Source organism: Pinisolibacter aquiterrae (assembly GCF_019160155.1).
Classification (GTDB): domain Bacteria; phylum Pseudomonadota; class Alphaproteobacteria; order Rhizobiales; family Ancalomicrobiaceae; genus Pinisolibacter; species Pinisolibacter aquiterrae.
The window spans coordinates 185,919-206,393 of sequence record NZ_JAFNIH010000061.1 but is presented as its reverse complement, the minus strand read 5'-3'; the positions used below and the strand labels follow the sequence as shown (position 1 = coordinate 206,393).

General features: G+C 70.3%; 19 protein-coding genes. 7 read left to right on the top strand and 12 right to left on the bottom strand.

Translation table 11 applies throughout. The features are described from left to right. The first annotated feature begins 13 nt into the window (after positions 1-13). From J3S89_RS22415 to J3S89_RS22405, 3 genes are all read left to right on the top strand, one after another. A complete protein-coding gene (locus tag J3S89_RS22415; RefSeq protein WP_338019786.1) occupies positions 14-1,018 on the top strand; it encodes a type II secretion system F family protein in 1,005 nt (334 codons plus the stop codon). Between the two features lie 10 nt (positions 1,019-1,028). Beyond that, on the top strand, positions 1,029-2,000 hold the full coding sequence (locus J3S89_RS22410; RefSeq protein ID WP_217931714.1) for a type II secretion system F family protein: 972 nt from the start codon (positions 1,029-1,031) through the stop codon (positions 1,998-2,000). Positions 2,001-2,138: 138 nt separating this feature from the next. Continuing rightward, positions 2,139-2,495 carry a carboxymuconolactone decarboxylase family protein gene (locus J3S89_RS22405; protein WP_217931712.1) on the top strand — a complete coding sequence of 119 codons (357 nt, stop codon included), beginning with the start codon at positions 2,139-2,141 and terminating at the stop codon, positions 2,493-2,495. Positions 2,496-2,581: 86 nt separating this feature from the next. Here J3S89_RS22405 and J3S89_RS22400 read toward each other — a convergent pair whose 3' ends face one another. Beyond that, positions 2,582-3,376, bottom strand: a complete 795-nt coding sequence (locus J3S89_RS22400; RefSeq protein ID WP_217931710.1) for a tetratricopeptide repeat protein — start codon at positions 3,374-3,376, stop codon at positions 2,582-2,584. Positions 3,377-3,616: 240 nt separating this feature from the next. On the opposite strand from J3S89_RS22400, the gene J3S89_RS22395 reads away from it, so the two are divergent. Then, a complete protein-coding gene (locus J3S89_RS22395; protein ID WP_238481881.1) occupies positions 3,617-5,008 on the top strand; it encodes a leucyl aminopeptidase family protein in 1,392 nt (463 codons plus the stop codon). A gap of 22 nt (positions 5,009-5,030) precedes the next feature. On the opposite strand, the gene J3S89_RS22390 is transcribed toward J3S89_RS22395, so the two are convergent. From J3S89_RS22390 to J3S89_RS22350, 9 genes are all read right to left on the bottom strand, one after another. Then, on the bottom strand, positions 5,031-6,248 hold the full coding sequence (locus J3S89_RS22390; protein ID WP_217931706.1) for a phosphopentomutase: 1,218 nt from the start codon (positions 6,246-6,248) through the stop codon (positions 5,031-5,033). A gap of 29 nt (positions 6,249-6,277) precedes the next feature. Continuing rightward, positions 6,278-7,588, bottom strand: coding sequence for a thymidine phosphorylase (deoA, locus tag J3S89_RS22385; protein ID WP_217931704.1), 1,311 nt, complete (start codon positions 7,586-7,588; stop codon positions 6,278-6,280). 22 nt (positions 7,589-7,610) lie between these two features. After that, the gene (gene deoC, locus J3S89_RS22380; protein WP_217931702.1) at positions 7,611-8,378 is read right to left on the bottom strand and encodes a deoxyribose-phosphate aldolase; all 768 of its coding nucleotides are present in this window, start codon (positions 8,376-8,378) and stop codon (positions 7,611-7,613) included. Next, positions 8,375-9,187, bottom strand: a complete 813-nt coding sequence (locus J3S89_RS22375; protein WP_217931700.1) for a purine-nucleoside phosphorylase — start codon at positions 9,185-9,187, stop codon at positions 8,375-8,377. The genes deoC and J3S89_RS22375 overlap by 4 nt, the downstream gene beginning before the upstream one ends. Positions 9,188-9,205: 18 nt before the next feature. Next, positions 9,206-9,625, bottom strand: coding sequence for a cytidine deaminase (locus tag J3S89_RS22370; protein ID WP_217931698.1), 420 nt, complete (start codon positions 9,623-9,625; stop codon positions 9,206-9,208). Between the two features lie 17 nt (positions 9,626-9,642). After that, a complete protein-coding gene (locus tag J3S89_RS22365) occupies positions 9,643-10,629 on the bottom strand; it encodes an ABC transporter permease (RefSeq protein ID WP_217931696.1) in 987 nt (328 codons plus the stop codon). Continuing rightward, positions 10,629-11,750 carry an ABC transporter permease gene (locus J3S89_RS22360; protein ID WP_217931694.1) on the bottom strand — a complete coding sequence of 374 codons (1,122 nt, stop codon included), beginning with the start codon at positions 11,748-11,750 and terminating at the stop codon, positions 10,629-10,631. Before J3S89_RS22360 ends, J3S89_RS22365 begins: the two co-directional genes overlap by 1 nt. Then, the gene (locus J3S89_RS22355) at positions 11,747-13,282 is read right to left on the bottom strand and encodes an ABC transporter ATP-binding protein (RefSeq protein ID WP_217931692.1); all 1,536 of its coding nucleotides are present in this window, start codon (positions 13,280-13,282) and stop codon (positions 11,747-11,749) included. Before J3S89_RS22355 ends, J3S89_RS22360 begins: the two co-directional genes overlap by 4 nt. A gap of 92 nt (positions 13,283-13,374) precedes the next feature. Beyond that, a complete protein-coding gene (locus J3S89_RS22350; RefSeq protein WP_217931691.1) occupies positions 13,375-14,370 on the bottom strand; it encodes a BMP family lipoprotein in 996 nt (331 codons plus the stop codon). A gap of 255 nt (positions 14,371-14,625) precedes the next feature. Between J3S89_RS22350 and J3S89_RS22345 the strand changes: the two genes are divergently transcribed. The 3 genes from J3S89_RS22345 (at position 14,626) to J3S89_RS22335 (ending at position 17,444) form a co-directional block, all read left to right on the top strand. Beyond that, on the top strand, positions 14,626-15,699 hold the full coding sequence (locus J3S89_RS22345; RefSeq protein WP_217931689.1) for a glucokinase: 1,074 nt from the start codon (positions 14,626-14,628) through the stop codon (positions 15,697-15,699). A gap of 87 nt (positions 15,700-15,786) precedes the next feature. Continuing rightward, a complete protein-coding gene (locus J3S89_RS22340) occupies positions 15,787-16,620 on the top strand; it encodes an ABC transporter ATP-binding protein (RefSeq protein WP_217931687.1) in 834 nt (277 codons plus the stop codon). Then, entirely contained in the window at positions 16,617-17,444 is an 828-nt protein-coding gene (locus J3S89_RS22335; protein WP_230489007.1) for an ABC transporter permease, read from the top strand. Before J3S89_RS22340 ends, J3S89_RS22335 begins: the two co-directional genes overlap by 4 nt. A 323-nt stretch (positions 17,445-17,767) precedes the next feature. Here J3S89_RS22335 and J3S89_RS22330 read toward each other — a convergent pair whose 3' ends face one another. Beyond that, positions 17,768-18,415, bottom strand: coding sequence for a response regulator transcription factor (locus tag J3S89_RS22330; protein WP_217931686.1), 648 nt, complete (start codon positions 18,413-18,415; stop codon positions 17,768-17,770). Beyond that, the gene (locus J3S89_RS23560) at positions 18,412-20,406 is read right to left on the bottom strand and encodes a sensor histidine kinase (protein ID WP_217931684.1); all 1,995 of its coding nucleotides are present in this window, start codon (positions 20,404-20,406) and stop codon (positions 18,412-18,414) included. The genes J3S89_RS22330 and J3S89_RS23560 overlap by 4 nt, the downstream gene beginning before the upstream one ends. Positions 20,407-20,475: the final 69 nt, after the last annotated feature.

Sequence of the window (20,475 nt, the reverse complement as noted above, 5' to 3'; positions counted from 1 at the left end):
GAGGAGACTGCTCGTGTTCGATCTGAACGTGGTGACGATCGCGATCATCGCTCTGGTGGCGCTCAGCGCCGGCGGCATCGCCTACACGCTGCTCTACGACAAGGTCTCCGACGAGGGCGTCGCCGCCAAGCGTCTGGAGCGGCTCCTCGAGTCCTCGCCCACGACGAAGTCGGCGGAGACCGCCGCCGCCTCGCTCAACAAGACCAAGCGTTCGGTCCAGGCCGCCCTCAAGGAATTCGAGGAGCGTCAGAAGGCCAAGAACGACCGCAACGCCCGCCCGACCCTGGCGATGCGCCTGATCCAGGCCGGGCTCGGCTGGAGCCGGCGCACCTATTATCTCTTCTCCGTCGGCCTCGGCCTCGGCGTCGGCTTCCTCGGCCTGATCCTGTCGGGTCAGCCGGTGGTCGGTCTCGGCGCGGCGGTGATCGGCGCTCTCGGCATGCCCTCGTGGTTCGTCAACTACCTGCGCAAGCGCCGCCAGAAGGCCTTCATCGCCGAACTGCCGACCGCGATCGATCTGATCGTGCGCGGCATTCGCTCCGGCCTGCCGCTCGGCGACTGCCTGCGCATGATCTCGACCGAGACCAAGGAGCCGGTCCGTTCCGAGTTCCGCACCATCATGGAAGCCCAGCAGATGGGCATGCCGGTCGGCGAGGCCTGCCTCAAGCTCTACGAGCGCATGCCGCTGCAGGAGGCCAACTTCTTCGGCATCGTCATCGCCATTCAGCAGAAGGCCGGCGGCAATCTCTCCGAGGCGCTCGGCAATCTCGCCAACGTGCTGCGCGAGCGGCGCAAGATGCGCGAGAAGATCCAGGCGATGTCGATGGAAGCCAAGGCCTCCGCCGCCATCATCGGCTCGCTGCCCTTCGTGGTGGGCGGCCTCGTCTATCTGACCAGCCCGAACTACATCAAGATTCTCTTCGTCACGACGTCCGGAAACCTGATCCTCGTCGGCGGTGGTCTCTACATGTTGCTCGGCATTCTGGTCATGCGCCAGATGATCAATTTCGACTTCTGAGGGGGAGACGATGGCATCGCTGATCGACACGCTCGTCGACCCTCAGGTCCTGCTCGCCGGCGCGGTGGCGGTCGGCGTCGGCCTGACCGTGATCTCGGTCGGCCTGCCGTTGCTCGAGCGCAACGAGATGACCTCGCGTATGAAGGCGGTCGCCGGCGAGCGCGAGAAGATCCGCGCCCGCGAGCGCGCGCGTCTGGCCAACGACCGCGGCAAGTCGCTGCGCGCCGAGCCCAAGGCCTACATGAAGAACCTGGTGGAGAAGCTCCAGCTGCGCCAGGCTCTCTCCGACGAGAAGACCGCCGACAAGCTGCGTCAGGCCGGCTTCCGAGGTCAGGCCCCGCTCACGGTCTTCCTGTTCGCGCGTTTCGTGCTGCCCTTCGCCTGTTTCGCGCTGGCCCTGCTGTGGTTGTTCCTGCTCGCCAAGATCGACCAGCCCGCCAACATGAAGTTCATCTACGCGCTCGGCGCCGCCGCGCTCGGCCTCTATCTGCCCAATCTCTACATTTCGAACGCCATCACCAAGCGCCAGCAGTCGATCCGCCGCGCCTGGCCCGACGCGCTCGACCTGCTGCTGATCTGCATCGAATCCGGCATGTCGATCGAGCCGGCCTTCCGCCGCGTCTCCGAGGAGATCGGCTCGACGTCGCTGCCTCTCGCCGAGGAGATGTCGCTGACCGCGGCCGAGCTCTCCTATCTCCAGGAACGGCGCAAGGCCTACGACAATCTCGCCGCTCGGACCGGGCTCGAGCCGGTGCGCGGCGTCACCACCGCGCTGATCCAGGCGGAGAAATACGGCACCCCGCTCGGACAGGCGTTGCGCGTCCTCTCCGCCGAGAGCCGCGGCACCCGCCTCCAGGAGGCCGAGAAGAAGGCCGCCGCCCTGCCGCCCAAGCTCACCGTGCCGATGATCCTGTTCTTCCTGCCGGTGCTCTTCGTGGTCATCATCGGGCCGGCGATGATCCAGCTCTTCGCCTGGCGCTGACCTCGCGCCGCGCGACGCCGGCGATCCGTAATATATCAGAATTGACTGATATCTCCGAGCCGGGTACCACCGACCCTCGGATCCGAGGGCGCGGGGTTTTCGGCGCCCGACACAAGCGAACCCATTCGGAGGCAGCACATGTACAAGAATTGGCCGAACATCGCCGCGGAGATGACGGTCCTCCTGAAGGAGGTCCGCACCGGCGCCCCCGACGCCATGAAGGGCTTCTCGCAGCTCGCCTCCGGCGCGCTCAAGGCGGGCGTGCTCGACACCAAGACCAAGGAACTGATCGCCATGGCGATCTCGGTGACGGTGCGTTGCGATCCGTGCATCGCCTTCCACGCCAAGGCGGCGCGGGCGGCGGGCGCGACCCGCGACGAGATCATCGAGACCATGGCGACCGCGATCTACATGGGGGCCGGCCCGGCCTACATGTATGCCGCCCAGGCGGTGGAGGCCTTCGATCAGTTCGACCCGGCGAAGCCCGCGGAATGAGCCCTCGTCGGCGCGGGATCGCGCCGGCCTCGACATGCGAAAAGGGGCCGTCGGGCCCCTTTTCTCGTTCGGCGACGCGCTGCGGTTCAGCCGGTCTTGGCGCTCTTCTCGAGCTGCTTCCAGGTGTTGGGTTGGCTCAGCATCGCCCTGAGATAGGCGACGTTGGCGTCGGCCTGCTCCTTCGGCAGAGCGCGGGTGGCGATCTCACGGGCTTCCTCGAAACGGCCCTGGAGCCCGACCACGAGGGCGAGGTTCTGGCGCACGCGGCCGTCGGCGGTCGGCGCCTGGGCGGCACGGCGCAGGATCCGTTCGGCCTGCGGCAATTCGTTGGTGAGGGTGAAGGAGAGGCCGTAGTTGTTGAGGACGGTCGGCTCCTCCGGCGCCAGTTTGAGGGCCTGCTCGTAGAGGGCGCGCGCCGCCTGCGGCTGGCCCATCTGATCGAGGATGGCGCCTTCCGCCGAGGTCAGGCGCCAATCGGGCGTGCGCGGCGAATTGGCGGCGCGAATGACGCGCAGCGCCGCGTCGAAATCGCCCTTCTCGGCCAGCGCCTTGCCATAGGCGGAGGCGATCACCGGGTCGTTCGGGCGCTGGACCATCGTCTTCTGCAGCACGTCGACCGCCTGCGCGGCGCGGCCTTCGGCGCGCAGAGCGCGGGCGAAGGAGAGGGCGGTGTTGGGATCGTCCGGCGCGGCCTTGTAGCGGTCGGTCCACTCGGCGGCGGTACCGATCGGGCCGGTCTCCGGCGCCAGACGGATCGAGCCGGTCGTCTCGGGATCGCCCGAGCGCGGTTGGGCGCAGCCGGCGAGGGAGACGCCGAGGCCGATCGCCACCGCCATCGTCAGGGCAAATCTGGCGGGCGCGAGGGCTGGGGTCCGTTTCATGTTCCGATCTCCGGGCGCGCCGCCCCGAGATCCTCGACGATCCCGGGTGGGGCGACCGATCCAGTCATCTCACGTTAACCCTAACGGTCGGTTAAACCGGCCGGCGCCGGTCGCGCGGCACCCCGCGATGCGCCCCGGCCGAGCCCTGAGCGAGCGGCCGTCCCGCCCTGCGCCGTGATGCCTGGACAGGCCGGCCGTCGCGTGATGCAGTCGCGGTTCCCCGCCGTGGAGTGCTTCGCCTTGTCTCTTCCCCTGATCGCCTTCGACCCCGCTCTCGCCGTGTTGCCGATCCGCGTGGTGACGCCCGACGGTCTCGCCGCGCGCCTCGACGCGCTCGGCGCCGCCGCGTCCGCCTTCGCCCGCGCCGCCGGTTTCGAGGCCAAGGCCGGTCAATGTCTGGTGCTGCCCGATGCGAACGGGGCGATCGCCGGGGCTCTGTTCGGGCTCGGCCGTCGCGGCGAGGCGGCACGCACGCCGTTCCTGCCGGGCAAGGCCGCGAGCCTGCTGCCGGCCGGCACCTGGGCCTTCGAGGGCCCGCTCGAGGACGAGACCCTGGCGGCGCTCGCCTTCGCGCTCGAGAGCTATCGCTTCACCCGCTACAAGACGGCGGTGGATCGCGCGGTGAGGCTGATGGTCGGCGAGAGCGTCGATCTCGCGGCGGTGACCCGCACGGCCGAGGCGGTGTTCCTGGCCCGCGACCTCGTCAATACGCCGGCGAACGATCTCGGTCCCGCCGAGCTCGCGGCGACGATCCGCGCGGTGTTCGAACCGGCCGGCGGCGTGGTCGTCGAGACCGTCGGCGAGGATCTCCTCGCCGCGAACTTCCCCCTCGTCCATGCGGTCGGGCAGGGGTCGGACCGGCCGCCGCGCCTGATCGACGCGACCTGGGGCGATGCCCGTCACCCCAAGGTGACGCTGGTGGGCAAGGGGGTGGTGTTCGATTCCGGTGGTCTCGACATCAAGCCGGACAGCGCCATGCTCCTGATGAAGAAGGACATGGGCGGCGCCGCCAACGCCCTCGCGCTCGCCTCGATGATCATCGGCGCGGGGTTGCCGGTGCGTCTGCGCCTGATCGTCCCGGCGGTGGAGAACGCGATCTCCGGCCGCGCCTTCCGCCCCGGCGACGTCTTCCCCTCGCGCAAGGGCCTCACGGTCGAGATCGGCAACACCGACGCCGAGGGGCGGCTGGTGCTCGCCGACGCGCTCGCGCTCGCCGACGAGGAGACGCCCGTCCTCCTGATCGATCTGGCGACGCTGACCGGCGCCGCGCGGGTGGCGCTCGGCCCGGATCTCCCGCCCTTCTACACCCATGACGACGCCCTCGCGGCGGAGATCGCCGACGCGGCGAAGACGGCCTTCGATCCGCTGTGGCGGATGCCGCTGTGGCCGGTCTATCGGCCGATGATCGACAGCAAGATCGCCGACATCGCCAACGCCGGCTCCGGCGGCTTCGCCGGCTCGATCACGGCGGCGCTGTTCCTCGCGGACTTCGTCGAGCACACCTCCGCCTGGGTCCATCTCGACATCTACGCCTGGGCGCCGGCTGCCCGGCCCGGCCGTCCGGAAGGCGGCGAGGCCCAGGCGATCCGCGCGCTCTTCACGGTGATCGCGGCACGCTGGCCGAAGGCGTGACCGGGAGGCGGGGAGGGCGCGCTCACGCCACGGCGAAGGCGCGCCCGTGCGGACCCGGCTCCAACCCGAGATGCGCCGCGAAAGTGGCGCCGACGTCGGCGAAGCCGACCCCGCCGAGATCGCGCCGGCCGACACCCGGCCCGAAGGCGAGGACCGGGACGTGCTCGCGGGTGTGATCCGTGCCGCGCCAGGTCGGATCGCAGCCGTGATCGGCGGTGGCGATCGCCAGATCGCCCGGCCGCAGCCGCGCCTCGAGTTCCGGCAGCCGCCGGTCGAAGGCCTCGAGCCCGGCCGCATAGCCGGGAACGTCGCGCCGGTGGCCCCATTCCATGTCGAAGTCGACGAAATTGGTCAGGATCAACCCGCCGTCGGCGGTCGCGCCGAGCGCCTCGAGAGTGGCGTCGAACAGCGCCATGTTGCCGGCCGCCTTCACCACTCGGGTCGGGCCGAGGCCGGCGAAGATGTCGGAGATCTTGCCGATCGCCACCACCTCGCGCCCCGCCGCCTTCGCCCGGTCGAGCAGGGTCGGCTCCGGCGGCGGCACCGCGAAGTCGCGGCGATGCGGCGTGCGCTTGAAGGTCGCGGCCGACGAGCCGAGGAAGGGCCGCGCGATCACCCGGCCGATCCCGAGCGGATCGACCAGACGCCGGGCGATCCGGCAGGTCTCGAGCAGGCGCTCGAGCCCGAAGCTCTCTTCATGGGCGGCGATCTGGAAGACCGAGTCGGCCGAGGTATAGACGATCGGCTTGCCGGTCCGGACGTGTTCTTCGCCGAGCCGGGCGATGATCTCGGTGCCCGAGGCGTGTTCCTCGCCGAGGACGCCGGGAAGCCCCGCCTCGGCGATCAGCGCGTCGATCAACACTTTGGGAAAACACGGCTTCGTCGCCGGGAAATAGCCCCAGTCGAAGGTGACCGGCACGCCCATCAGCTCCCAATGGCCGGACGGCGTGTCCTTGCCCTTGGAGGTCTCGATCGCATGGCCCGAGGCCCCCTCGATCGCCGCGCCCGGCGCCGGGTCGATGCCGCCGATCGAGCCGGCATGCGCCCGCGCCAGACCGAGCCGGGTGAGATTGGGCAGAACCAGCGGCCCGGCGCGCAGACCCTCGCGGTCGCCGCGCCCTTCGGCGCAGGCGCGCGCGATGTGGCCGTAGGTGTCGGCACCGGCATCGCCGAAGCGTTCTGCGTCTTGCGCCGCGCCGATCCCGAAGGAATCGAGGACGAGCAGAATGGCACGCGCCATGATGATCCCTTCGCGCCGAGCCCTCGGGCTCATTCCGTGATGCGATCGGCCACCAGCGGCCGGTCGAGCGGGCGAGATGACCCGACCCGATAGGCGGATTTGAGGCGGTCCGCCGCCCGTTCCGCCGCCGCTGCCGTGGCGGCATGGACCCGGCCGATCGGCGTCGCGCGGTCGATGCGCTCGCCGACGCCGGCGAGCCGGTCGAAGCCGACGGCCGGATCGATCGTGTCGCTGGCCTGGACCCGGCCGCCGCCGAGTTCGATCACCGCCACGCCGACCGCGCGGGTGTCGATGCTCTCGACGATTCCCTCGCCCTCGGCGAAGACGTCGCGGACGACCGGCGCCGCCGCGAGACGGTTCGCCGCCGTCTCGACGAAGTCGTTCGCCCCTCCGAGCGCCGCGACCATCCGCCCGAACACCTCCGCCGCACGCCCGTCGTCGAGCGTCGCGGTGAGGCGGGCGCTCGCCTCCTCGAGCGATCCCGAAAGCCCGGAGAGGGTCAGCATCTCCGCCCCGAGCGCCACGGTCACCGCCTCGGCGCGCGGATCGCGGCGCTTCCGCGTCAGGAAGTCGACCGCATGGGCGATCTCGAGCGCGTTGCCGGCGGCGGGCGCCAGCGGCTGGTTCATGTCGGTGACGAGGGCGCGCGTCGGCAGGCCGGCGCCGTTCGCCACCGTGACGAGGCTCGCCGCCAGCGCTTCGGCCTCGGCGAGCGTCGCCATGAAGGCGCCGTTGCCCCATTTGACGTCGAGCACCAGCCCCTCGAGCCCGGCGGCGAGCTTTTTCGAGAGGATCGACGCGGTGATGAGGTCGAGGCTCTCGACCGTGCCGGTCACGTCGCGGATCGCGTAGAAGCGCTTGTCGGCCGGCGCCAGATCGGCGGTCTGGCCGATGATCGCGCAGCCGACCTCGCGGACGACGCGGGCGAAGAGCGCATTGTCCGGTTGGGTGCGATAGCCGGGGATCGAATCGAGCTTGTCGAGCGTGCCGCCGGTGTGGCCGAGTCCGCGCCCGGAGATCATCGGGACGAAGCCGCCGCAGGCCGCGACCATCGGCGCCAGCATCAGGGAGACGTCGTCGCCGACCCCGCCGGAGGAATGCTTGTCGAGCACCGGCCCCGGCAGGTCCCAGGCGAGAACCGTTCCGGAATCGCGCATCGCCTTCGTCAGCGCGACCCGCTCGTCGAGCGCCAGCCCGCGAAAGAACACGGCCATGGCGAAGGCGGCGATCTGGCCCTCGCTCACCGAGCCGTCGGTGAGGCCTGTGACCAGCGCCGCGATCTCCGCGCCGGTGAGCGTACCGCCGTCGCGTTTGCGGCGGATCAGTTCCTGCGGCAGCATGTGTCTTCCCTCATGAGCCGTCTCAATATCCGTCTTTGCCGGCGTGCTCGCCGCCCTCGATCGCCGCGATCAGCGCATCGAGAAGGCCGGAGGCGCCGAAGCGGAAGGTCGCGGGGCTCGCCCAGTCCGGTCCCATGACACGGTCGGCGACGGCGAGATGGGCGGCCGCGTCGGCGACCGTGCGGATCCCGCCCGCCGCCTTGACCCCTGCCGGCCGGCCGCAGGCGCGGACCGCCTCGAGAAGCGCCTCGGTGGCGGGAAGCGTGGCGTTGACCGCGACCTTGCCGGTCGAGGTCTTCACGAAATCGGCCCCGGCCGCGAGCGCCAGATCGGCGGCGGCGCGCATCGTCGCGGGCTCACCGAGTTCGCCGGTCTCGAGGATGACCTTCAAGGCGGCGCGCCCGTCGCAGACCCGCTTCACCCGGACGATCTGCGTCTCGGCGAAGCCGGCCCGCCCCGCGAGAAAGGCCCGATAGGGCATCACCAGATCGATCTCGTCGGCGCCGTCGGTGATCGCCCGTTCGGTCTCGGCGAGAACCGCGCGCGTGTCATCGCCGCCTCGGGGGAAGTTGACGACGGTCGCGATCTTCACGCCCGTCCCGACGAGCGCCGCCTTCGCGGTGGCGACGAAGCGCGGCCACAGGCACACCGCCGCGACCGCGCCGTGCCGCGTCACAGCGCGAGCGCACAGAGCCCGCGCCCCGGCTTCGGTGGCGTCGTCGGAGAGGTCGGTCAGATCGACCAGCGGCAACGCTCGCCGCGCGGCGGCGGAAGCCTCGGATGGGGTCATGACGTCGCCTCCGTGATGCGGCCGAGGATCTCGACGAGAAGCGCGCCCATGCGCCCTCCGCCCCGAGCGGCCTCGTGTTTCGTCTCGGCATGCGACAGCGCGCGTCCGGTCATGCCGGCGCCGAGATTGGTGATCAGCGACAGGCCGAGCACCCTGAGCCCGGCGTGCCGCGCCAGGATCACCTCCGGCACGGTCGACATGCCGACCGCGTCGGCGCCGAGGACGCGGGCCATGCGGATCTCCGCCGGCGTCTCGAACGAGGGGCCGGTGAACCACATGTAGACGCCCTCGGCGAGATCGATCCCGACGGCCGCCGCCGCTTGCCTCGCCACGTCGCGAAGGGCGGGATCATAGGCGTCGACCATCGATACGAAGCGCTCGTCGCCCTCCACCCCGATCAGCGGATTGGGGCCGAGCGCGATGTGGTCGGTGATCAGCATCGCCGATCCCGGCCCGACGCTCTCGCGTAAGGAACCGGCCGCGTTGGTGAGGATCAGCGTCTCGACCCCGAGGGCGGCGAGCGTCGCGATCGGCACCGCCATTTCGCGCGGATTGCCGTGCTCATACATATGGGCGCGGCCCGAGAGCACCACGACCTCGCATCCGGCGATGCGCCCGAGCATCAGTTCCCCGGCATGTCCGGAGACGCCCGAGCGCGGGAAGCCCGGCAGGTCGAGATAGGGGATCGCCTCCGCGCCCTCGACGGCGCGGGCGACGTCACCGAGGCCTGAGCCCAGCACCAGGGCGACCTTCGGCGCGGCGTCGGGCGCCCATTCACGGATCAGACGGGCGAGTTGGAGAGCGTCCATGGCGATCCTCGCGCGGGTTCACAAGTGACCGGGGCCGAAGGAGAGCGGCAACATCTCGCCGAGCGGCAGGCTCGACACGGCGCCGGCGGCGTCGCGCAGATGGATCGAGGCGGTCTCGCCGGCGAATTCGCGGATCTTCTGGCGGCAGCCGCCACAGGGCGGACACAGGATCTCCTCGCCGTCGGCCGGGCCGCCGACCACCGCGACGGCGAGGATCCGCCGTCCGCCCGCCGCCACCATCGCCGAGATCGCGCCGGCCTCGGCGCAGGTCCCTTCCGGATAGGCGGCGTTCTCGACGTTGCAGCCGACGTGGATGCGGCCCTCCTCGTCGAGCACGGCGGCGCCGACGAAGAAGTTGGAATAGGGCGCGTGCGCCCGCACCCGCACGTCGGCGGCGGCCTCGAACAGCGCGGCGAGCGCTTCGCGTTCGTTGGTCATGGACGATCTCCTCCGGCTCAACGATCTTTGGTGTAGGGGATACCCGAAGCCTTGGGTGGGATCGAGCGGCCGATGAAGCCGGCGAGCAGGATCACCGTCAAGGCATAGGGCAGCGCCTGGAACACCTGCACCGGCACCGTGCCGATCCCCGGCAGCGGCGTGCCCTGGAGGCGGATCGCCATCGCATCGAGGAGGCCGAAGAGCAGGCAGGCGCCGAGCGCGTTGAACGGCTTCCATTTGGCGAAGACCAGCGCGGCGAGCGCGATGAAGCCCTTGCCGGCGGTCATGTCGCGCACGAACCCGGCCGATTGCGCCACCGCGAGATAAGTCCCGGCGCAGCCGCACAACGCCCCGCAGACGATCACCGCCCGGTAGCGCAGGCCGGCGACCGAGACGCCGGCGGTGTCGACCGCGTGCGGATTGTCGCCGACCGCGCGCAGCCTGAGCCCGAACCGGGTCCGCCACAGGATCCACCACGTCGCCGGCACCGCGGCGAGCGAGAGATAGACGAGGAGATTGTGCCCCGCGATCACCTCCGACCAGACCCGCCCGAGACCGTGGCTCTCCCCGAGCGCCCGGCCGATGCCGAGATCGAGGTCGATCCCGAGGAACCGCTCGGAGGCCTCCAACTGCGGCGTGCGTCCGCCCTGGCCGTACCAGACCTGCCCCAGCAGCACGGTGAGGCCGGCGGCCAGGAAGTTGATCGCGACGCCGGAGACGATCTGGTTGCCGCGCTGGGTGATCGAGGCGAAACCATGGATCAGCGCGAAGCCGATCGAGACGAGGATGCCGGCGAGAAGCCCGGCCCAGGGCGAATGGAACTGGGCCGCCGCCGCTCCGGAAGCGAAGGCCGCCGCCAGCATCTTGCCCTCGAGGCCGATGTCGACCACGCCCGAGCGCTCCGACCACAGGCCGGCGAGACAGGCGAAGAGGAGCGGCACGGCGAGCCGGAGGCCCGAGCCCAGCACCGGCGCGGCGAGATCGAGGAAGCCGGTCGGATCCATCACGCGCCTCCTCGCGCCGCGACCGCCCTCGGCCGGTCGAGGAGCTTCACCAGTCCGGGCCGGAACATGTGCTCGAGCGCGCCCGCGAAGAGGATCACCAGCGCCTGGATGACGACGATCATGTCGCGGCTGATCTTCGGCTTCTCGAAGGCGAGTTCGGCCCCGCCCTGATAGAGGATGCCGAAGAGGAGCGAGGCCAGCACCACGCCGAACGGGTGCGATCGGCCCATCAGGGCGACGGCGATGCCGACGAAACCGGCCCCGGCGACGAATTCGAGCAGCAGCCGGTGTTGCGTCCCCATCACCTCGTTGACCGCGAGCAGACCCGAAAGCGCGCCGGAGATCAGCATCGCCACGATCACGACGTGGCCGGGGTCGATGCCGGCATAGACGGCGGCGATCGGGTTCTTGCCGACGGTGCGGATCTGGAAGCCGAGCCGCGTCCGCCACACCAGGACCCATACGAAGATCGCCGCCAGGATCGCCACGAACACCATCGGGTTGAGCGGCGATTGGCCGAGATCGATGCCCCAGGGGGTGAGGAAGTCGCGCAGGAACGGCAGCCGTGTCGCCTCGGCGAAGGTGCGGCTCTCCGGGCTCATCGTGCCCGGCTCGCTCATCAGCTCCACCAGCACCCACACCATCAGCGTCGCCGCGAGATAGTTGAACATGATGGTGGTGATGACGATGTGGCTGCCGCGTCGCGCCTGCGCCCAGGCCGGCACGAAGGCCCAGGCGGCGCCGAAGGCCATCGAGGCGGCGAGCGCGAAGGGAAAGACCAGCCACCACGGCGCCCCGTCGAAGGTGAGGCAGACCAGCGCCACGCCGAGCCCGCCCAGCGTCGCCTGCCCCTCCGCGCCGATGTTGAAGAGACCGGCATGGAAGGCGACGGCCACCGCGAGCCCGGTGAAGACGAAGTCGGTGGTGTAGTAGAGCGTGAAGCCGATCCCCTCCGAATAGCCCAGCGCCCCCCGGATCATGATCGCCACCGCCTCGAGCGGGTTCTCGCCGATCGCCAGCACCACGAGGCCGGAGATCAGGAAGGCGACCGAGAGATTGAGGATCGGGATCAGGCCGTAGTCGACCACCAGCGGCAGCTCGCGGCGAGACGTGGAGCTCATGCGCGCACTCCCTCGGGGGCGACGCCCGCCATCATCAGACCGATCTCGGTCTCGCCGACGTCGGGCCGACACTCGCCGGTGATCCGGCCCTGGCACATCGCCAGCACTCGGTCCGACAGCGAGCGGATCTCGTCGAGTTCGGCCGAGACCAGGAGAATGGCGTGACCCTGATCGCGCAACGCGATCAGCCGGCGATGGATCGCCTCGATCGCCCCGATGTCGACACCGCGCGTCGGCTGGCCGACGAGCAGCACGCGCGGCGTCCGCGCCACCTCGCGCGCCACCACGATCTTCTGTTGGTTGCCGCCGGAAAAGAGCGCCGCCCTGAGTGTCGGATCGTCGGGGCGAATGTCGAAGTCGTCGAAGGCGGTCATCGCCGCTCGCCGGATCGCCGACCGATCGAGCAGCAGGCCGTGCGCCCAGGCCGGATCGTCCTCGTGGCCGAGCAGCATGTTCTCCTCCGCCGAGAAGTCGAGGACGAGGCCCATCCGGTGACGGTCCTCGGGGATGTGGGCGAGGCCGGCCTCGCGCACCTCGTCCGGCCCGAGCCCGACCACGTCGCGCCCACACACCGTGATCCGCCCGCTGGTCGGCCGGCGGATGCCGGCGATGGCCTCGATCAGTTCCGATTGGCCGTTGCCGGCGACCCCGGCGATGCCGACGATCTCGCCGGCGCGCACCTCGAGGCTCACCCGGTCGAGCACGCTCACGCCGCGCTTGTCGCGGAGATCGACCGCCTCCACCTCGAGCAGCACCGCCCCCGGCACCGACGGGCCCTTCTCCACCTCGAGCAGCACCCGCCGCCCGACCATCGCCTCGGCGAGGCGCTCGACCGAGGTCTCGGCGGTCTCGAATTCGGCGACGATCTCGCCCGCCCGCATCACCGAGACCCGGTCGGTGATCGCCATGATCTCCTTGAGCTTGTGGGTGATGAGGAGGATGGTCTTGCCCTCCTGGGCGAGCCGCCGGAGGATGCGGAACAGATGGGCCGCCTCGGCCGGGGTCAGCACCGCCGTCGGCTCGTCGAGGATCAGGATCTCGGCGCCGCGGAAGAGCGTCTTGAGGATCTCGACCCGCTGCTGTTCGCCCACCGACAGATCGGCGACGAGGGCGTCGGGGTCGATGGTCAGTTCGTAGTCGTCGGCGAGTTGCCTCAGCACGGCGCGGGCGCGCGCCTCCGCCGGCGCCAACCGCGGCGAGCCCTCGGCGCCGAGCAGGACGTTCTCGAGCACGCTCATCGTCTCGACCAGCATGAACTGCTGATGGACCATGCCGATGCCCTGACGGATCGCGTCGGCCGAGGAGCGGATCGTGGTCTTGCGGCCGTGGAGGCGGATCTCGCCGCGATCGGCGGCGTAGAAGCCGTAGAGGATCGACATCAGCGTCGACTTGCCGGCGCCGTTCTCGCCGACCAGCCCGTGGATGGTCCCCGCCTCGATCGCGAGATCGATGTCGCGATTGGCGTGGACGGCGCCGAAGCGCTTGTCGATCCCGATGAATTCGATGGCCGGCGGAAGGGCGGAAACGCTCATGCGCGAACGGCTCTCGGTCTGGCGAGGGGAGGGCGCGTCGCGCCCTCCCGAGGTCTGGGAGGGGAGGGCACCACCGTGCCCTCCGCGACGGATCAATAGGGGCAGGTCTTGTCGGCCATGTAGTCGTGGACCACGACCGCGCCCGACAGAATGTCCTTCTCCGCCTTGTCGACCGCCGCCTTCATCGCCGGGGTGATCAGCGCCTTGTTGTAGTCGTCGAGCGCCCAGCCGACGCCGTTCTCCTTGAGGCCGAGCACGGTGACACCGGAGGTCCATTTGTCGGCCTTGGCGTCGCGGAAGGCGTCGTAGACGGCGACGTCGACGCGCTTGGTCATCGAGGTCAGGACCTTGCCGGGATGGAGGTGGTTCTGGTTCGAATCGACGCCGATGCCGAGCTTGCCGGCGTCGGCGGCGGCCTGGAGGACACCGAGGCCGGTGCCGCCGGCGGCGTGATAGATCACGTCCGCGCCGCGATCGATCTGCGACTTGGTCAGTTCGCCGCCCTTGACCGGATCGTTCCAGGCCGCGCCGGTGGTGCCGGTCATGTTCTGGAACACCTCGATCTTCGGATCGACCGACTTGGCGCCGCCGACGTAGCCGCAGGCGAACTTGCGGATCAGCGGAATGTCCATGCCGCCGACGAAGCCGAGCTTGTGGGTCTGCGAGGCCGAGGCCGCGAGCACGCCGACCAGCCACGAGCCCTCCTGCTCCTTGAAGACGATCGAGCGCACGTTGGGCAGATCGACCACCATGTCGACGATCGCGAACTTCAGGTTCGGGAATTCCTTGGCGACCTTCTCCACGGCGGTCGCCTGGGTGAAGCCGATGGCGACGATCGGCGAATAGCCTTTGCGCGCGAAGTTCCGGAGCGCCTGTTCGCGCTGGGCGTCGTTCTGGATCTCGAAGTCGCGATACTCGACCCCGCTCTCCTTCTTGAACTGCTCCGCGCCGGCATAGGCGGCCTCGTTGAAGGACTTGTCGAACTTGCCGCCGAGGTCGTAGAGCACGGCCGGCTGAATGTCGGCGGCCGCGGCGGTTCCCACCACCAGCCAGGTCGACGTCACCGCTGCGAGGATGGTCTTCAGCATCGCATATCCCTCATCGCCTCATGCCCACGTCCGAACCTGTCGTCGGCGGGAGCGCATTTTCGAAACTCCACGGCGCGAGATTGGCACGACGCAAGGTCGCCCGCACCCTCTTTTCATGCCTCTTCGACGGTCGTCCACCAGCCGATGGCTCTCGTTCGACCGGCATCGATCTTCGTCGCCCGCGCACTTTCCCGCCCTTGCGCCGGCGGACCGGCTGGTCGACGATCGCGATCCCGAATGCATCTGGGTGTGACAATGCGGTCCTCTCTCGTCGAAGCCTTCACCTATCCGGTCCTGATCGCCGACATCGGTGGCACCAATGCGCGATTCGCCGTCGTCGAGAGCGCGATCGCGCCCTATCGCGATCTCGGCCGCACCCCGACCGCCGATCATGACGATCCCATCGCCGCGATCGAGGCGTTCGTCCTGCCGCGCCTCGACGCCGTGCCGCGTTCGGCGATCCTCGCCGTCGCCGCCCCGATCGAGGGCGAGGCGATCCGTTTCACCAACAACGACTGGATCCTGGAGCCGAGCCGGTTGCGCGCCGCCTTCGATCTCGAGACCGTGGTCGCGGTCAACGACTTCGAGGCCCAGGCATTGGCGCTGCCCCATCTCGAGGCCGACGACCTCGTCGTCCTCGGTCGCGGCACCCGCCGGCCCGGCGCCACCATGGCGGTGGTCGGCCCCGGCACCGGCCTCGGCGTCGGCCAGCTCGTCCACGCGCGCGGCACCTGGATCCCGGTGCCGGGCGAGGGCGGTCACGTCGACTTCGCCCCGCAGGGCGCGCGCGAGGCGGCGATCGTCGCCGAGATCGCCCGGGTCATCGGCGAGGAGATCGACGAGCACGGCGTGGCGCGCGGCAGCGATCGCGTCAGCGCCGAGGACGTGCTCGCCGGCCCCGGCATCGTCCGCGTCCATCGCGCCATCCTCGCGCTCGACGGTCGCCCGCCGCTCGATCTCGATCCCGCCGGCATCACCGCCGCCTACGAGGCGGGCGAGCCCGCCGCCGTGGAGACCATGGGCTTCTTCGCCACCGTGCTCGGCCGCGTCGCCGGCAACCTCGCCCTGACCACGCTGCCGCACGGCGGCGTCTTTCTCGCCGGCGGCATCCCGCCGCGCCTGCTCTCGCTCCTCTCCGACGGTCGCTTCCGCGCCGCCTTCGAGGACAAGTGGCCCTATCGCGCGATGATGGCGGACTTCGCCACGGCGGTGGTGACGCATCCGCTGCCCGCCTTCGTCGGCCTCGCCGCCTTCGCCCGTGCTCCCGCGCTCCACGCGGTCGCCCTCGAGGGACGCACCTGGACCCGGGCCGGACGCCTCGGCGCATGAAGTGGGGGACGGCGGTTGCCCTCGAATTGATCCTGCCGTCGATTTCGGCATAGAGTTCGCGCGAGATCGCCGCAGAGAAGAGCCCGCATGTCGACGACCGCCGCGTCCCCGGCCACGCCCCCCTTCGTCGAATTGCGCGACGTCGCCCTCGCCTATGGCGCGACCGCCGCGACGCTGGCGGTGGAACGGCTGAACCTCGCCGTCGCCGACGGCGAGTTCGTCGCCGTGGTCGGCCCGTCCGGTTGCGGCAAATCGAGCCTGATGAAGGTCGTCACCGGCCTGTGGCCGCCCTCGCGCGGCCGCGTCACGGTCGACGGCACCGCGGTGAAGGGTCCGCTCGGCATCGTCGGCATGGCCTTTCAGAATTCGGTGCAGCTGCCCTGGCGCACGGTGCTCGACAACGTCATGCTGCCGCTCGAGATCGTCGAGCCGCACGCCTCGCGCCTGCGCCGCGAGCGCAGGAGCTACGAGGCCAAGGCCCGCGATCTGCTCCAGCTGGTCGGCCTCGCCGGCTACGACCGGCAGCACCCTTGGCAGCTCTCCGGCGGCATGCAGCAGCGCGCCTCGCTGTGCCGGGCGCTGATCCACGATCCGCGCCTCCTGATGCTCGACGAGCCCTTCGGCGCGCTCGACATGTTCACCCGCGAGGAATTGTGGGGCGTGCTCCAGGATCTGTGGATCGCCCGCCGCCCCACCGTGATCCTCGTCACCCACGACCTGCGCGAGGCGGTGTTCCTCGCCGACCGGGTCCTGGTGATGAGCGCGCGGCCCGGCCGCATCGTCGCCGAATACACGGTGCCGTTCCCGCGTCCGCGCACGCTCGAGACGACCTATCTGCCGGAATTCACCGAACTCACCCACGAATTGCGCCGCCTCATCGCCGAGGCCCGGGTCGGCGTCGCGCCGGAGGTCTCCTCATGAGCGACCTCCCCTCCGTGATGCCGCCCGATCCGGACGAGCCGCTGCCCTTCGAGCACACCGAGAAGATGAGCGAGCGGCTGCGTCCGCTGCTGCCGTGGCTGGTGATGGGCGCCTTCCTGCTCCTCTGGGAGGCGGTGGTGCGGCTCTTCCACATCCCCGTCTTCCTGCTGCCGGCGCCGAGCGCGGTCGCCGCCTCGCTGATCGAATGGGCGCCGCAGATCCGCGACAACGCGCTGGCGACGCTCGCGACCACCGTCGCCGGTTTCGCGCTCGCCATCGTCTTCGGGGTCGCCGGGGGCGTCACCATCGGCTCCTCGGCGACGCTCTACGCCGCCTTCTACCCGCTCCTGATCGGCTTCAACGCGGTGCCGAAAGTGGCGATCGTGCCGATCCTGGTGGTGTGGTTCGGCATCGGCGCGGTGCCGGCGATCCTGACCGCCTTCCTGATCTCTTTCTTCCCGATCCTGGTCAACGTCGCGACCGGCATCGCCACCGTCGAGCCGGAACTGAAGGACGTGCTGAGGGCGCTCGGCGCCTCCAACCGCCAGATCGTCGCCAAGGTCGGCCTGCCGCGCGCGATGCCCTATTTCTTCGCCTCGCTGAAGGTGGCGATCACCGTGGCCTTCGTCGGTTCGATCATGTCGGAGACGGTGGCCTCCAACGTCGGCATCGGCTCCTTGATGATGACCGCCTCGGCCCGTTTCGAGGTGCCGCTGGTCTTCGCCGGACTGGTGGTCACGGCGGTGATGGGCATTCTGCTCTATCTGGTCGCCGAGGCGATCGAGAAACGCGTGGTCGGCTGGGCGATGCGCGGGCATCGCTGAGAGCGGCGTCGATGCGTGGGGTCCGCCGAGGACGAGAGGCCGATGAGCGGCCATCGTCGAACGAGCGAGGTGACGGCGTCGGCGGCGGATGGTCGACGTCTCGTCGAGGCGGCCTCGCGGAGGTCCTTCATCCTGAAGTGCGAGCGTGAGCGAGCCTCGAAGGACGAAGGGCCGAGTGACACGGCCGTGCCCCGGCTTCGCCCTTCGAGGCCCGACCTTCGGCCGGGCACCTCAGGGTGAAGCCGCACCGAGACGGCTCGCAGTGGAGCCGAACGGCGATGTGAGACCTCGCCGAAGACGGCGACCCGTCGTCGTGCCGAGCCTCACCCTTCGCCGCGTCGGAATGCCGCCAGCCGGCCCGCCAGTTCCACCGCCGAGCGCACCCCGAACTTCTCCAGGATGCGGGCGCGGTGGACCTCGACGGTGCGCATGGCGATGCCGAGATCGTCGGCGATCTGCTTGTTGAGCTTGCCCTCGAGCATCAGCTCCATCACCTCGCGCTCGCGCGCCGAGAGGCTGGCGAGTTGGCGTTCGATCGTCCGATCCGAGGCGGCGGCGGCGTGGCGCCGCGCCTCGAGCGCCAGCGCCGCCACCACCTGATCGACCAGTTCGTCGGCGTCGAAGGGTTTCTCGACGAAGTCGATCGCGCCCTTCTTCAGCGACTGCACCGCCACCGGCACGTCGCCGTGGCCGGTCAACACGATCACCGGCAGGATCGAGCCCAGCTCCTCCAGCCGCTCGAGCACCTCGAGCCCGGACATGCCGCCCATCCGCACGTCGAGCAGCACCGCCCCGCGCAGACCCTCGAGGAAACCGGCGAGGAAGGCCTCGCCGCTCTCCCAGGCGGTCACCGGCCGTCCCCGCGCGGTGAACAGCCAGACCAGCGAATCGCGCACCGCCGGATCGTCGTCGACCACGTGGACGCAAGGGGCGGAGGCCGCGAGGCCGGGGCGAGAGGGGGACGACGTCATGACCGATCCTCGCCCGGCGCGGCGGGCAGCGTGAGCGAGAACACCGTACCGCCTCCCGGCCGCGGCGCAAATTCGAGTCGTCCCCGATGCAACTCGACGATCGAGCGGCAGATGGCGAGCCCCATCCCCATCCCGTCGGGCTTGGTCGAGACGAAGGGCGAGAACAATTTCTCGGCGAGATCGGCGGCGATGCCCGAGCCGCGATCGGCGACCTCGATCACCACCGTCTCGCCGTCGCCCTCGCCGGAGCCGCGCCGTTCGGCGACGATGTCGAGCCGGCGCGCCTTCGGATCGATCCCCGCCATCGCCTCCATGCCGTTGCGGATCAGATTGAGCAGCACCTGCTCCAGGAGGATGCGGTCGCCCTGCACCGCCGGCAGCGTCGCCGGCAGGTCGGTCGCGATCTCGACCTTCTGCTTGCGCGCGTCGAGCGCCACGAAGGCGGCGAGCGCGGCGATCAGCGCCGCGAGGTCGACCCGCTCGAACTCCGGATCGCGCTTGCGCACGAAGTCGTGCACCCGCCGGATCACCTGACCGGCCCGTTGCGCCTGGGCGTCGAGTTTGACCAGGGCGCCCTCGATGTCGGCCCCCGGCCGCCCGGCGCGCAGGAGATGGAGGCAGCCCGAGGCATAGGAGGCGATCGCCGCCAGCGGCTGGTTGAGTTCGTGGGAGATCGTCGAGGCCATCTCGCCGAGCGAGATCAGACGGCCGGTCCGCGTCAGTTTCTCCGCCTGGAGCCGCTCGCGCTCCTCCGCCTTCTTGGCCTCGGTGACGTCGATGATCGAGCCCATCCAGCCGCGGTGGACGCCGGAGGCGTCGATCAGCGGCGCCTCGTAGACCTGCACGTCGAAGATCTCGCCGTCGCGGCGGCGGAACCGCGTCTCGAAGGAGATCGGCTCCAACACCGTCGCCCCCAGCGCCTCGTGGCGGGCGAGCGTCTCCTCGACCAGCTCCGGCACCCAATAGGGCTGCGGCGGACCATGCCCGACCAGCTCCTCGGCGCTGCGCCCGACCATCCGGCAGAAGGCCGAATTGACGTAGATGATCCGCTCCTCGAGATCGCGCGCGCGCATGCCGACGGTGAGGCTCTCCTCCATGGCCCGGCGCAGCGCCTGCGCCTCGCCGAGACTGAGTTCGGCGGCGAGCCTGCGGCGATAGTGCAGCATCAGCCCGAAGAGCGAGACGACCGCCACCACCGCGAGCCCGACCACGCCCGCGCCGAGCACGTTGCGCAACAGGTTGGAGACCCCGGCATGGGCGGTCAGAACCAGCGACACCCCGGGCAGCGGCGGGTCGAAACTGAGCTCGTGGCGCAGCGCGCCGCCGACCGGGGCGAGCGCCGACTTGTGCGCCAGTTCCTCGCCGTCGCGGTCGACCAGGGTCACGTGATTGTTCTGCGAGATCCACCAGGGCACGTAGAGCGCGAGCAGGCGCTCGAGATGGACATGGGCGGTGATGCGGCCGACCCGCACGTCGTGCTCGAACACCGGAATGCTCAGATCGGCGACCGCCTGCCCGTCGACCCGGCGGGGCTCGGCGAAGCCGCGCGCCAGCGGATGGGTCGGGGCCGTGCTCGGCCGCAGCCCGTCGCCGTCGGGCGGCACCGAGAGACGAATCGCGCCGAGATCGTCGCGCCATTCGATTGAGGCGATCTCCGGATGGCCGGTGACGATGGTCCGAAGACGCGCCGCCACCACCTCCTCGCTCGGCCGGGTCGCGGTCATGTCGAAGGCGAGCCGTTCGAGCGAATCGCGCGCCGCGTCGACCTGGAAGCGCAACGCCTGTTCGACCCACAGCGCGTCGCGGATCAGACCGTCGCCCGCCTCCTCGCGCTCGCGCCGGTCGGCGAGCCAGACGAGGCTCGCCAGAAGCGCCACGATCAGCCCGACCACCACCAGCGGCATCGTCTCGATGATCAGGGCGGCGCGCCCGCGCGGGGCGGGCGGCGGGGTCGGCGGAATGGTCGAGACGGGGGCGTCGGAACGGGTCACGGCTGGGCTCGATCGAAAGTCGTGCGGCGAGACGCCCGAGCGCGGGCATCGGATATCCACGATAGCGTG

Bases quoted from the DNA above. Each gene is read 5' to 3' on its own strand.
- J3S89_RS22410 (WP_217931714.1), top strand. From the start codon at position 1,029: ATGGCATCGCTGATCGACACGCTCGTCGACCCTCAGGTCCTGCTCGCC.
- J3S89_RS22405 (WP_217931712.1), top strand. From the start codon at position 2,139: ATGTACAAGAATTGGCCGAACATCGCCGCGGAGATGACGGTCCTCCTG.
- J3S89_RS22400 (WP_217931710.1), bottom strand. From the start codon at position 3,376: ATGAAACGGACCCCAGCCCTCGCGCCCGCCAGATTTGCCCTGACGATG.
- J3S89_RS22390 (WP_217931706.1), bottom strand. From the start codon at position 6,248: ATGGCGCGTGCCATTCTGCTCGTCCTCGATTCCTTCGGGATCGGCGCG.
- deoA (WP_217931704.1), bottom strand. From the start codon at position 7,588: ATGCTGCCGCAGGAACTGATCCGCCGCAAACGCGACGGCGGTACGCTC.
- deoC (WP_217931702.1), bottom strand. From the start codon at position 8,378: ATGACCCCATCCGAGGCTTCCGCCGCCGCGCGGCGAGCGTTGCCGCTG.
- J3S89_RS22375 (WP_217931700.1), bottom strand. From the start codon at position 9,187: ATGGACGCTCTCCAACTCGCCCGTCTGATCCGTGAATGGGCGCCCGAC.
- J3S89_RS22370 (WP_217931698.1), bottom strand. From the start codon at position 9,625: ATGACCAACGAACGCGAAGCGCTCGCCGCGCTGTTCGAGGCCGCCGCC.
- J3S89_RS22365 (WP_217931696.1), bottom strand. From the start codon at position 10,629: ATGGATCCGACCGGCTTCCTCGATCTCGCCGCGCCGGTGCTGGGCTCG.
- J3S89_RS22360 (WP_217931694.1), bottom strand. From the start codon at position 11,750: ATGAGCTCCACGTCTCGCCGCGAGCTGCCGCTGGTGGTCGACTACGGC.
- J3S89_RS22355 (WP_217931692.1), bottom strand. From the start codon at position 13,282: ATGAGCGTTTCCGCCCTTCCGCCGGCCATCGAATTCATCGGGATCGAC.
- J3S89_RS22350 (WP_217931691.1), bottom strand. From the start codon at position 14,370: ATGCTGAAGACCATCCTCGCAGCGGTGACGTCGACCTGGCTGGTGGTG.
- J3S89_RS22345 (WP_217931689.1), top strand. From the start codon at position 14,626: ATGCGGTCCTCTCTCGTCGAAGCCTTCACCTATCCGGTCCTGATCGCC.
- J3S89_RS22340 (WP_217931687.1), top strand. From the start codon at position 15,787: ATGTCGACGACCGCCGCGTCCCCGGCCACGCCCCCCTTCGTCGAATTG.
- J3S89_RS22335 (WP_230489007.1), top strand. From the start codon at position 16,617: ATGAGCGACCTCCCCTCCGTGATGCCGCCCGATCCGGACGAGCCGCTG.
- J3S89_RS22330 (WP_217931686.1), bottom strand. From the start codon at position 18,415: ATGACGTCGTCCCCCTCTCGCCCCGGCCTCGCGGCCTCCGCCCCTTGC.